Origin of the sequence: Brachybacterium sp. GU-2, from assembly GCF_030866705.2 — a bacterium.
Classification (GTDB): Bacteria; Actinomycetota; Actinomycetes; order Actinomycetales; family Dermabacteraceae; genus Brachybacterium; species Brachybacterium conglomeratum.
This window is the reverse complement of the sequence record NZ_CP133037.2, coordinates 1399218-1411437: the sequence shown is the minus strand read 5'-3', so window position 1 is coordinate 1411437 and position 12220 is coordinate 1399218. Positions and strand designations below refer to the sequence as shown.

11 protein-coding genes are annotated in these 12220 nt (G+C 72.6%); 8 read left to right on the top strand and 3 right to left on the bottom strand.

The window, feature by feature from the left end; translation table 11 throughout:
• The first annotated feature begins 119 nt into the window (after positions 1–119).
• Together RBL05_RS06495 and RBL05_RS06490 are read left to right on the top strand one after the other, a co-directional pair.
• Entirely contained in the window at positions 120–1865 is a 1746-nt protein-coding gene (locus RBL05_RS06495) for an ABC transporter family substrate-binding protein (RefSeq protein WP_308740207.1), read from the top strand.
• A gap of 218 nt (positions 1866–2083) precedes the next feature.
• Positions 2084–3316 carry a ThiF family adenylyltransferase gene (locus RBL05_RS06490; RefSeq protein ID WP_308740208.1) on the top strand — a complete coding sequence of 411 codons (1233 nt, stop codon included), beginning with the start codon at positions 2084–2086 and terminating at the stop codon, positions 3314–3316.
• A gap of 70 nt (positions 3317–3386) precedes the next feature.
• On the opposite strand, the gene RBL05_RS06485 is transcribed toward RBL05_RS06490, so the two are convergent.
• Together RBL05_RS06485 and moaA are read right to left on the bottom strand one after the other, a co-directional pair.
• Positions 3387–3722, bottom strand: a complete 336-nt coding sequence (locus RBL05_RS06485; protein ID WP_308740209.1) for a MoaD/ThiS family protein — start codon at positions 3720–3722, stop codon at positions 3387–3389.
• 10 nt (positions 3723–3732) lie between these two features.
• Positions 3733–4833: a GTP 3',8-cyclase MoaA gene (gene moaA / locus RBL05_RS06480; protein ID WP_308740210.1), complete on the bottom strand. Its 1101-nt coding sequence runs from the start codon at positions 4831–4833 to the stop codon at positions 3733–3735.
• 230 nt (positions 4834–5063) lie between these two features.
• Here moaA and glp point away from each other — a divergent pair, with 230 nt between their 5' ends.
• The 4 genes from glp (at position 5064) to RBL05_RS06460 (ending at position 9122) form a co-directional block, all read left to right on the top strand.
• Complete coding sequence (glp, locus tag RBL05_RS06475; protein WP_318604179.1) at positions 5064–6377, top strand: gephyrin-like molybdotransferase Glp; 1314 nt, start codon at positions 5064–5066, stop codon at positions 6375–6377.
• Entirely contained in the window at positions 6374–6892 is a 519-nt protein-coding gene (gene moaC / locus RBL05_RS06470) for a cyclic pyranopterin monophosphate synthase MoaC (RefSeq protein WP_263311838.1), read from the top strand. The genes glp and moaC overlap by 4 nt, the downstream gene beginning before the upstream one ends.
• A gap of 116 nt (positions 6893–7008) precedes the next feature.
• A complete protein-coding gene (locus tag RBL05_RS06465) occupies positions 7009–8214 on the top strand; it encodes a molybdenum cofactor biosynthesis protein MoaE (protein WP_263311837.1) in 1206 nt (401 codons plus the stop codon).
• A gap of 53 nt (positions 8215–8267) precedes the next feature.
• Positions 8268–9122, top strand: a complete 855-nt coding sequence (locus RBL05_RS06460; protein ID WP_308740214.1) for a metallophosphoesterase family protein — start codon at positions 8268–8270, stop codon at positions 9120–9122.
• 84 nt (positions 9123–9206) lie between these two features.
• Here RBL05_RS06460 and RBL05_RS06455 read toward each other — a convergent pair whose 3' ends face one another.
• Positions 9207–9371, bottom strand: coding sequence for a hypothetical protein (locus RBL05_RS06455; protein ID WP_308740215.1), 165 nt, complete (start codon positions 9369–9371; stop codon positions 9207–9209).
• A gap of 630 nt (positions 9372–10001) precedes the next feature.
• On the opposite strand from RBL05_RS06455, the gene groES reads away from it, so the two are divergent.
• Positions 10002–10298 carry a co-chaperone GroES gene (gene groES, locus RBL05_RS06450; RefSeq protein WP_010551191.1) on the top strand — a complete coding sequence of 99 codons (297 nt, stop codon included), beginning with the start codon at positions 10002–10004 and terminating at the stop codon, positions 10296–10298.
• 3 nt (positions 10299–10301) lie between these two features.
• The gene (groL, locus tag RBL05_RS06445) at positions 10302–11891 is read left to right on the top strand and encodes a chaperonin GroEL (protein ID WP_263311834.1); all 1590 of its coding nucleotides are present in this window, start codon (positions 10302–10304) and stop codon (positions 11889–11891) included.
• The last annotated feature ends 329 nt before the right edge of the window (positions 11892–12220 follow it).

Genomic DNA, 12220 nt, shown 5'->3' with positions numbered 1-12220 from the left:
CAGACTGCTCACACCGGCGAGAAGGGCGCGACCACGGTGGTCAACGCCGACCGCATCTGCCGGGACAGTGCAGCCAGCGGGCTCGACGATCTCGAGGACCGCGAGTGAAGGAGATTCATATGCGTGTGACGCGGCGTTCGATCCTGGGGGCGACGGCTCTGACCGTCTCGATGACCGCGCTGGCGGCGTGCAGCCAGGACCCGGGGACCGGCGGCAGCGGCGGCGGCGCCTCCGACGGCGGCGGCGAGGGCGAGCAGATCGCCTCCGACCAGAACGACATCAACCCCAAGGAGCGCGAGGAGATCGGCGAGGGCGGCGTGCTCCGCCTGGCGAACAACGCGTTCCCCGCGAACTGGAACCCATTCCACTCCGACGGCAACGAGGCCAACACCTCCGACATCCTGCGGACGCTCTTCCCGCTCGAGGTGTGGTGGTCGAACGCTGCCGGTGAGGTCTCCGCGAACCCTCACTACACCAAGCGCATCGAGCTGACCTCCGAGGACCCGCAGGTCATGGAGATCGAGCTCAACGAGGGCATGACCTGGTCCGACGGCACTCCGATCGACTACAAGTCGATCGAGAACGTCTTCAAGATCATGGACGGCTCCCAGGAGGAGTACGCCATCGCGTCCTCCGAGGGCTACAACAAGGTCGAGAAGATCGAGCAGGGCGACAGCGACCTGATCGCCGTGATCACCTTTAAGGAGAAGTACGCCGACTGGATCGGCCTCGCCGCGGTCATGCCGGATTCCCTCGCCGAATCGGCCGAGGCCTTCAACACCGGCTGGCTCGAGGGGCCGCAGGTCACGGCCGGCCCCTTCAAGATCGGCAAGATCGACTCCGGCAACAAGACCGTGCTGGTCGAGCCCGACGAGAACTGGTGGGGCGACACGCCATTCCTCTCGCAGGTCCTGTTCACCACCATCGAGGATCCGGCCGCGACCGCGACCAGCTTCCAGAACGGGCAGCTGGACGTCATCGAGACCACCGTCCCGGCGACGTACTCGGTGGTCGAGCCGCTGATCGGCAACGGTGCGGTGCTGCGTCAGGCTGCGGGCCCGAACTGGACCCACATCACCCTCAACGGCGCCGAGGGCCGGCCGCTCGCCGATCAGGCCGTGCGCCAGGCGATCTTCCGTGCGATCGACCGCGAGGAGGTCTTCCTCTCGGTCAACGCGACGATGCCCTACCCGGAGAACACCGAGCCGCTGAACAACCACCTCCTGATGACCAACCAGGAGGGCTACCAGGACAACGCCGGCGACCTCGGCAGCTACGACCCCGATGCCGCGAAGAAGCTTCTCGAGGACGCGGGCTACACCCTCGAGGGCGAGGGAGAGAGCCTCGTCGCCTCCAAGGACGGCACGCCGATCGAGATCACCTACGTCTACAACGACGGCTCGAAGACCAACGAGGCCGTGGTCCCGGTGGTCCAGGAGCAGCTCAAGGCTGTGGGCATCACCATGAAGGTCCAGAAGGTTCCGCCGACGGACCTCTTCTCGAAGTACGTCATCCCCGGCGAGTTCGACCTCACCCTCTTCGGCTGGGTCGGCGAACCGTTCCTCTCCTCCGGCGACTCCATCTGGAAGTCCGAGGGCGAGCAGAACTTCGGCAAGATCGGTGATCCGGACACGGACAAGCTCATCGATCAGGCCGCCGTCGAGACCGACCCGGCCGCGCGCCTCGAGCTGATCAACCAGATCGACGCGAACCTGTGGGAGCTCGCTGGGACGATCCCGCTGTGGCAGTCCTACGACTTCTTCGTCCAGAACGAGGACCTCGCGAACTTCGGCGCGTGGGGCTTCGAGCGGCCGGACTGGACCAAGATCGGCTACGTGAAGGGCTCCGCCAAGCTCGAGGGCTGAGCGGACGCACCCTGAGGACGGGGCCCCGGGCGGAGACGCCCGGGGCCCCGTCCCCGTTCGTGGGCGGATCCGGCTGGACTGCGGCGCCCGGACCGCGGGGCCGGACGTCGCGGTCCGTGCCCGACGTTCGGACACCTGGCCTCATGCTCTCGGCCCCGGGACGGTGCCCGCGGGACCGAGGTCGCACCTCACCGCGGGACGTGGGGGAGACTGAGCCCATGAGCTCCGCCGACCTGCCCGCCCCTGACCCGCCCCGGATCCGCGACCGCGCCGTGCCGGCTGACCGGCCCGCGGCGCAGCGGCACGACCTCGGCCGGTACCTGCGCCAGATGCGACTGCCGCAGCTGGGCGAGACCGGTCAGCGCCGCCTCGCCGGGGCGCGGGTCGCCGTGATCGGCGCGGGCGGGCTCGGCGCCCCGGCCCTGACCTATCTCGCCGCGGCGGGGGTCGGCGAGATCACCCTGTTCGACCCCGACACCGTCGACGCGACGAACCTGCACCGGCAGGTGCTGTTCACCGGGGCGGATCTGGGCCGGCCGAAGGCCCTCGCCGCCGCCGAGCACCTGCATCCCCAGTCGCCGCAGGTCTCGGTGCGCGCCGTGGTCGAGACCCTCACCCCCGCGAACGCCCTCGAGCAGCTCGCGGGCCACGACCTCGTCCTGGACGGGACCGACAACTTCCCCACCCGCTATCTCGCCTCCGACGCCTGCGAGATCCTCGACCTGCCGCTGGTGTGGGGCTCGATCCTCGCCTTCTCCGGACAGGTCAGCGTGTTCTGGGGCGCGGGCGGGCGCGGCGTCACCTATCGCGACGTCCACCCCGTCCCGCCGCGGCCCGGCGAGGTGCCCAGCTGCGCGGAGGCCGGGGTGCTCGGGATGCTCTGCGGAGTGATCGGCTCGACCATGGCGATGGAAGCCGTGAAGGTGCTCGCCGGGATGGGCGACGTGCTCTTCGGGCGACTCGCCCTCTACGATGCGCTGCGCTCTCGCTGGGACGAGCTGCCGCTGGCCCGCGACCCGCAGCGCCTGCCGGTCACGGAGATCGAGGACGTGATGCTCACCTGCGGGCTGCCGGGGCCGACGGGTCCCGCCCGCGACGAGGTCACCGCCGAGGAGCTGCCCGCCCTGCTCGCGGCCGGGGCGCGGGTGATCGACATCCGCGAGGAGCGGGAGCTGGCCGAGGGCGGCATGGTCGCCGGCGCCGAGCACCTCCCGATGGGGGAGCTGCTGCGCCGTGCCGGGAGCGGCGACGACGCGTCAGGCGACGGAGTGACGACCGGGAGCACGGGACTCGACGGCGCCGGACTTGCGGGTGCGGTGCTGTACTGCGCGGCGGGCACGCGCTCGGCGAGCACGCAGAGGGCGCTGGCCGAGCGGGGGATCCGGGTGCGCTCGCTCGCCGGCGGGTTCGACGGGCTGTCCGGCAGCGGGGTCGAGATCCGGCGACTCTGACGCGGCCCGGCTGGGCGCGAACCCTGCCGCGGGGCAGAGCCCGCCCGACCGCCGCGGGCAGGGCGCGAGCTCAGCCGCCGGCGAACGGCGGGAGCACGTCCACGCGGGTGCCGGGGGCGAGGGCACGTCTGTGATCGGTGCAGGCCACGCCGTCGACCAGGAGGCTCGAGCGGCCGATCACCCGGGTCGCCTCCGGGGTGGCGCCTGCGGTGAGCGCATGGACGAGCTCGCCCACGGTGCGGGCGCGCACGGTCGCCTCGTCGGCACCGAACTCGGCGGCGGCGCCCGCGAACAGGCGCACCGCGATCTCGGGCGCGGGGGAGTCGGGCGCGGAGACGTCGGACGCTGCGGCGCCCGGGGCGACGGAGCCGCCGGGGCGGGCGCTCGCGGTACGGGTGTCGGTCATCGGGTCCTCCTCATCCGCCGATCGCGCTCATCGGGCGCTCCGGCTGCACGAAATCGGCCCGGTCCATGCCGTGGCCGGCCTTCTTGCCCCACTGGGCGGCGCGCCAGATGTCGGCGATCGCCTCGTCGTCCGCTCCCGAGCGAAGGGCTGTGCGCAGGTCGGTCTCCTCGCGGGAGAACAGGCAGGTGCGCACGCGGCCCTCGGCGGTCAGGCGGGTGCGGCGGCAGTCGGCGCAGAAGGGGCGGGTCACCGAGGCGATGATCCCCACCCGGCCGCGATGCAGGCCAGTGGCGCGGTCGGCGACCTCGTACAGCTCGGCGGGCGCGCCGTCGCGCGGCTCGGCGACCGGGGCGAGCGCGTAGCGGGGCGCGAGCATCTCGTGCACGTCCCCGGCGGTGATCATCGTGGAGCGCTCCCAGCGGTGGTCCGCGTCCAGCGGCATCTGCTCGATCACCCGCAGCTGCAGGTCCCGCTCGAGGCACCAGTCCAGCAGGTCGGGCAGCTCGTGGTCGTTGATCCCGGGCATCAGCACGGCGTTGACCTTGATCGGGTCCAGGCCCGCCGCGCGCGCCCCGTCGATACCGGCGAGCACACGGTGCAGCAGGGGCCTGCGGGTGAGGTGCTCGAAGGTCTCCGAGACCACCGAGTCGAGCGAGACGTTGATCCGGTCGAGCCCCGCTTCCCGCAGCCGCTCCGCCCGATGGTCCAGGCCGATCGCGTTGGTGGTCAGGGAGATGTCGGGGCGGCGCTCCAGCGAGGCGACCCCGGAGATGATCTCCTCGAGATCGGGCCGGGTCAGCGGCTCCCCGCCGGTGAAGCGGACCTGCTCGATGCCGAGCCGCTCCACCCCGATGCGGACCAGGCGCACGATCTCCTCGACCGAGAGCAGCTGGTCCTTCTTGAGGAACACCATCCCCGACTCGGGCATGCAGTAGGTGCAGCGCAGGTTGCAGAAGTCCGTCAGCGACAGGCGCAGGTCCGTGGCCTCGCGTCCGAAGCGATCCGCGAGCGCCGGGGTGTCCGGTCGGTCGGCGGTGTCCGGGAGCGCGCCAGCCGCCTCGTCGGTGCGGCGCGGCACCGGGATGCCGAGGGAGACCCGTCGAGACGACATGCGCGCACCTCCTGCTCAGCGGCCCGGCAGCTCCGGGCGTCCCTCCAGGATAGGACGGCTCGGCGGGACGGGGGCGGGACTTCGGGGTGGGACTGGGCACGGACTCGACACGGACCGGGCGCCGGGGAGGGCTTCTCGCGCACGGGCCGGTCGGGCAGCGGCGGTCGAGAGCGCCATACTGGAGGGGACCAGGACGGGCCGATGAGGCACAGGAGAAGGAGGTCCGAGCGATGACCCGTGCGCAGCGCAGCCCGCTGGCCGACCACGTGGCCGACGCCGTCGCGCTGCTCGCCGCCGTGCGGGCGACCGAGCCGGTCGCGCTGGACGGCCGGGCCGTCGGCCGCGTCGCCGCCCGGCCGCTGCGCTCGCACGTGGACGTGCCCGGCGTGGACAACTCGCAGATGGACGGCTTCGCCGTCGCGTCGGCCGATCTCGCGGGCCCCGGTGCCGCGGTGACGCTCCCGCTCGGGCCGACGATCGCTGCCGGCGACGCGCCGGGCCGGCTCGAGCCCGGGCAGGCGCGGCCGATCATGACGGGCGCGCCGCTCCCGGACGGGGCGGACCTCGTGGTCCCGGTCGAGGAGAGCGCCCAGGGGCGCTTCGACTCCGATAACGCGGGGGCCGAGGGAGGCGGCGCGGGTGGCGAGGGAGCGCACGCCGCGCACGGCACGGACCCGGCGACCGTGACGCTCACGCCGGCCGATGCCGCACCGGGCCGCTTCGTGCGCCGCCGCGGCTCCGACACCCACCGCGGGGACACCGTGCTGCGCGAGGGGCAGATGCTCACCCCCGCGCGGATCGCGCACCTCGCCGCCTGCGGCCTGAGCGAGGTCGAGGTGGGTGCACCGGCGCGGGTCGTGGTGCTCTCGACCGGTTCCGAGGTGCGCGGCCCCTCGGGTGCGGAGTCCGCCCCCGGCACCCTCCATGACGCGAACGGCCCCGGGCTCGCCGCAGCGCTCACCGAGGCGGGCGCAGAGGTGGTCCACCGCGGCGCCGTGCCCGACGACGCGACGCTGCTGCTGGAGCGACTGCGCGACGAGGTCCTCGCGCACGACGCCGACCTGATCGTCACCAGCGGCGGCGTGAGCATGGGCGCCTTCGAGGTGGTGCGCCACGCCGCCGAGCTGCCCGGGACCACCCTCGCCTTCCCGACCCTCGCGATGCAGCCCGGAGGGCCCCAGGGCATCGGCACCCTCGAGGTGGAGGGGCGGCGCGTGCCCTGGCTCGCCTTCCCCGGCAACCCGGTCTCCGCGCTGCTGAGCTGCGAGCTGATCGCCCGCCCCGCCCTCGGCGCGCCGCCGCGCCGGCGGCTGCGCCTGCCCGTCCGCCTCGAGGCCGAGGAGTCCTCGCCCGAGCACCTGGAGCAGTACCGTCGAGCGAGGGTCCTGCCCTCGGGCGCAGTGAGGCTGGTCGGCGGCGCGTCCTCGCACCTGATCGGCGGCTACGCGGCGGCCGATGCGCTCGCGATCGTCCCCGTCGGCACGGCCGTCGTGCGCGACGGCGACCTGCTCGAGACCCTGCTGATCCCTGGAGGAGACTCATGACCACCGCCCCCGACCCCGTCGGTCGGTCGACCGACGCGGGCGAGCTCTCGCACGTGCGGGCCGACGGCACCGCCCACATGGTCGACGTGACCGCCAAGCAGGTCACCTCCCGCGAGGCGACCGCCCGCGCCGTCCTCGTCACCCGCGAGGACGTGGTGGCCCGGATCGCGAGCGGCGACCTGCCCAAGGGCGAGGCGCTCGCCACAGCGCGCCTGGCCGGGATCATGGGCGCCAAGCGCACCGCCGAGCTGATCCCTCTGTGCCACCCGCTGCCGCTGACCGGCATCGAGGTGGACCTCGACCCGCGCGGCGACCGCGTCGAGATCACCGCGAAGGTGCGCACCAAGGGCGTCACCGGTGTGGAGATGGAGGCGCTGACCGCGGCGAGCACCGCGGCGCTGACCCTGTACGACATGATCAAGGCCGTGGACCACCTCGCCGTGATCGAGGAGATCCGGGTGCTCGCGAAGTCCGGCGGCAAGAGCGGGGACTGGCGCCGCGAGGAACCGCGATGACCGCGTGCGACAGGCGAGGACCGCGTATGACGAGTGATGGGCGTGCATGACGAGCGATGGGCGTGCATGACGAGCGATGACTGCGCGCCACGAGCGATGACGCAGGAGGAGGAACGATGAGGCAGATGCCCGCCCAGCGCACCGATGAGGACTGCACGGTGCGCGAGGACCCGGAGGCGCCGCCGTTCCTGCACGGCAGCGCCCGGATCATCATCGCCTCGACGCGCGCGGCCGACGGCACCTACGAGGACCGCACCGGCCCGCGGCTCGAGCGATGGCTGGGCGGGCGGGGCCTGGCCCCCGTCGAGAAGCAGGTCGTGGCCGACGGCCCCGAGGTGGGCCGCGCGCTCGCCGAGGCGATCGCCGACGGCGTCGACGTGGTCATCACCTCCGGCGGCACCGGCATCAGCCCCACGGACGTCACCCCCGAGCAGACCGCGCCGCTGATCGAGCGGGAGATGCCCGGGATCCTCGAGGCCGTGCGCCGCCGGGGCGAGTCGGCGAAGGCCACCGCCCTGCTCAGCCGCGGCGTCGCCGGGATGGCGGGACGGAGCTTCGTGGTGAACCTGCCGGGCTCCCGAGGCGGGGTGAAGGACGGCATCGCCGTGATCGACCCGCTGCTGGACCACCTGCTCGAGCAGCGCGACGGCGGGGACCACGGGCCGGAGGGCGGGGCGGGGGCCGATGGGTCCGGCGACTCGGCCCGCGTCGCCGTGACCACGGCGGTGATGAGCGGGACCGACCCGATCGCGGAGGCGACGGACCCGGGGACCCCGTCGGACCAGGCCGATCCGACTCGCGGGACGAGCACCTTCCCCGCGGGCGGCGTCGACGAGCGCGGCGACGCCGCGGCGCGGGGGCTGCGGATCGCGGGCGACCCCGCGATGGGGGAGGCTCCGCAGCGGGTGCGGCATGCTGCGGTCGGCACCGAGGAGTTCACCGTGGCCGCCATGGCGACGGCCGTGGCTGACCCGCGCTGCGGCGCCGTGGTCACCTTCGACGGCGTGGTGCGCGACCACGACGGCGGGCGCGGCGTGGACCGGCTCGAGTACACGTCCCATCCCTCCGCCCCCGCCGTGATCGCCGAGGTCGCCGCCGAGATCGCGGAGCGCTACCCGGACGTCCTCGTCGCGGTCGCCCATCGCGTCGGACCCCTCGCCATCGGGGACTCCGCCCTCGTGTGCGCGATCGCGGCCCCGCACCGCAAGCAGGCCTTCGTCGCCTGCGACGAGCTCGTGGACACCGTCAAGCAGCGCGTCCCGATCTGGAAGCACCAGGTCTTCGACGACGGCGCGAGCGAATGGGTGGGGGCGCTGGGCTGAACCCGGTCGACTCCGTCACCTGCGCGTCACCTGCGGTCGCTACCGTTCCCGGCATGCGCATCCTGCACCTGACTGACACGCATCTCTACGGCGATCCGTTCGCCCGCCACTACGACCGTATCGACACCGCCGCCGCCCTGCGCGGACTCCTCGCCCGCCTGGAGGGCCTCAAGGGCATCGACGCCGTGGTCCACACCGGCGACGCCTCCGAGGACGGCACCGCCGAGAGCTATCGCCTGCTCCACGAGATCCTCGACCCCTTCGCCGCCGCTCTCGACGCGCCGCTGGCGATCGTCATGGGCAACCACGACGTCTCCGCCGTCTACGGCGAGGCGGTCGCCCCGGGCGAGCGGACCGCGCCGAGCCAGGACCGGGTCGTGCCGCTCGCCGGAGGGGCCCGCGTGGTCGTGCTCGACTCGAGCGTCCCCGGCGCCGGCTACGGGCACCTCGATCCCGAGCAGCTGGACTGGCTGCGCGGAGTCCTCGCCGAGCCCGCGCCCGGCGGGACCGTGCTCGCGATCCACCACCCGCCGCTCGTCGCGGCGACCCCGCTGCTGCGCGGCCTCGACCTCGACGGGCTCGACGAGCTCGCCGCCGTGCTCGACGGCTCCGACGTGCGGATCGTGCTCTCGGGCCACTACCACCACGAGATGACCGGCGAGATCGCCGGGATCCCGGTGCACGTCGCCCCCGGGATCACCAACGTGGTCGACCCCGTCGGGGCGGGCGCGGACGAGCAGTCGCTCGCTCTGTCCGGCGTGAGCCTGGTGGAGCTGGGGGAGGGGGCGCCGCGCGTGGTCAGCTCGGTGTTCCCGAACGCCGGCGACACCCTCGCCGATGCGGAGCGCCCGGTCTACCGCTTCACCCCCGATCAGGTCGCGCAGATCCTCGAGGCCGCCGGGCGGTGATCCGCGGCCCGGACATGCACGACGCCCCTGCAGGCACTGCCTGCAGGGGCGTCGGCGGCGGCGCAGGGCGCGCGCCTGAGGAGATCAGTAGCCGAAGCCGTAGGGTCGGATGCCCTGGGAGCCGTGACGGGCGACGGAGGCGGTGGCATCGGCGCGATGGTCGCGGTGCGTGCCCGTCTCGACGATGTCCTGCGCGAGCTGGTCGTCGCCGCGACGGAGGGCGGAGCGGAGGGTGCGGATGAAGGCCATGGAGGATCTCCTCGGGTTCGGAGGGGTGTGAGCGTTGCGGACGGGCCCTGGATCGCAGGTGCGCCGTCGGTCTCGACATCCCCAGTCCTATCGCGCGCGGGGGCGTGGCGTCACGCCTTCGGGGACGACAAGTTATCGGGTTCACAAGAAGGGTGTGACCTGGGCATCCCACGAGCCTTTCGGGGTGCGGGGGCGGGCGAAGCAGGGGTTGTGGTCTTCGGGCTCGGAGCCTCGACGTCGACCCCGAGGGGGCTGCGCAGCACAAGGGAGAAGGAGCGGAACGGGAGGTGCGGCAACCGGGTCGTCGTGAACTCGGTCGCCGCGCTCTCCGGAGTCGCGGAGCCGGCGGAGTCAGGGCACGGCGTGCACGCGCGTGGCTTTCTCTTGGCGCGTGGCCTGCGGCGACGCGCGCAGCGCGACGCATCGAGCCGACACCCCGCCCAGATTTAGCACTCGCCTTGCGTGAGTGCCAGCCGTCGTCCTACAGTGGGTTCCGTTGGCAGTCGACGGCCGAGAGTGCCAGAAGCTGCTACGAGGGACCCGCCCCGGTCGGCACCGCGACGACGATCGGACCCGGGACCCGACCCCGAACTCATACAGAGTCAGTCTCTTCATGAAGGAGTGAGCCGCATGTCGGTCTCCATCAAGCCCCTCGAGGACCGCGTCGTCGTCAAGCCGCTCGAGGCGGAGCAGACCACCGCCTCCGGCCTGGTCATCCCTGACACCGCGAAGGAGAAGCCCCAGGAGGGCGAGGTCGTCGCCGTCGGCGCCGGTCGCTTCGACGACAAGGGCGAGCGTGTCCCCATGGACGTCAAGGTCGGCGACAAGGTCGTCTTCTCCAAGTACGGCGGCACCGAGCTCAAGTACGGCAACGAGGAGTTCCTGGTCCTCGGCGCGCGCGACATCCTCGCGATCATCGAGGCCTGAGCCATGGCCAAGGAGATCCTGTACAACGAGGACGCGCGCCGCGCGCTCGAGCGGGGCGTGGACAAGCTCGCCAACACCGTCAAGGTGACGCTCGGGCCCAAGGGCCGCAACGTCGTCCTCGACAAGAAGTGGGGCGCCCCCACCATCACGAACGACGGCGTGACCATCGCCCGTGAGATCGAGCTCGAGGATCCCTACGAGAACCTCGGCGCTCAGCTCACCAAGGAGGTCGCGACCAAGACCAACGACGTGGCCGGCGATGGCACCACCACCGCCACCGTCCTCGCCCAGGCCATCGTGCACGAGGGTCTGCGCAACGTCGCCTCCGGCGCGGCGCCCGCCGCCCTCAAGCGCGGCATCGAGAAGGCCGTCGAGGCCCTCTCCGAGAAGCTCGGGGAGATCTCGACCCCGGTCGACGGCAAGGCCCAGATCGCGTCGGTCGCCTCGGTCTCCAGCCAGGACCGCGAGATCGGCGACCTGCTCGCCGAGGCCTTCGACAAGGTCGGCAAGGACGGCGTCATCACGGTGGAGGAGTCCTCCACCACCGCGATGGAGCTCGACTTCACCGAGGGAATGCAGTTCGACAAGGGCTTCATCTCCCCGCACTTCGTCACCGATGCGGACCGCCAGGAGGTCGTCCTCGAGGACGCGCAGGTGCTGCTGCACCAGGGCAAGATCTCGGCCGTGGCCGACATCCTCCCGCTGCTCGAGAAGGTGGTGGAGAGCGGCAAGCCGCTGTTCATCATCGCCGAGGACGTCGACGGCGAGGCCCTGTCCACGCTGGTCGTCAACAAGATCCGCGGCGCCTTCAAGGGCGCGGCCGTCAAGGCTCCCGCCTTCGGCGACCGCCGCAAGGCCATGCTCCAGGACATCGCCGTGCTCACCGGCGCCCAGGTCGTCACGTCCGACCTCGGCCTGGACCTCAAGACCGTCGACACCGACGTGCTCGGCCACGCCGGCCGCGTCGTCGTCACCAAGGACTCCACCACCATCGTGGGCGGGGCCGGCGACGACCAGGCCGTGGCCGATCGCGTCGCGCAGATCCGTGCCGAGATCGAGAACACCGACTCCGACTGGGATCGCGAGAAGCTCCAGGAGCGCCTCGCGAAGCTGGCCGGCGGCGTGTCCGTGATCAAGGTCGGGGCTCACACCGAGGTGGAGCTCAAGGAGAAGAAGATGCGCATCGAGGACGCGGTCTCCGCGACGCGCGCTGCCATCGAGGAGGGGATCGTCGCCGGCGGCGGCTCCGCCATCGTGCAGGCGTCCTCCGTGCTGGTCGACGACCTCGGCCTGACCGGTGACGAGGCCGTGGGCGTGCGCGCCGTGGCCCGTGCGGTCGTCGAGCCGCTGCGCTGGATCTCCGAGAACGCGGGCCTCGAGGGCTACGTCGTCGTGGAGAAGGTCAAGGAGGCTCAGGTCGGCACCGGCCTGAACGCCGCGACCGGCGAGTACGTCGACCTGGTCTCCGCCGGCATCATCGACCCGGTCAAGGTCACCCGCTCCGCGCTGCGGAACGCGGCCTCGATCGCAGGCCTGGTGCTGACCACCGAGACCCTGGTCATCGAGAAGAAGGACGAGGACGAGGAGGACTGATCCTCCGAGTCGACGATCGGCGTCCGTCGATCGCGTCCGACCCGACGGGGCGGGCGGTGCGGGGAGACCCGCGCCGCCCGCCCCGTCGTCTTGCGCGCGGGGCCGCGACCTGCGACCGGCCCGCGCCCCCGGAGACCGACGTGCCCGTGACCGGCGTGAGGAGCGCGAGGAGGACCCGGCCGCACGGCCTTCTCATGACGTGCCCGTCGACCCTGGTCCCACCAGGGTCGGCGGGCACGTCCGTTCCTCGGGTCGATGCGCTCGCCGGTCCTGTGCGAGTCCTAAGATGAGCGGACCCGGCCGGGATGCGCCGGGACCGTCCTGGGAAC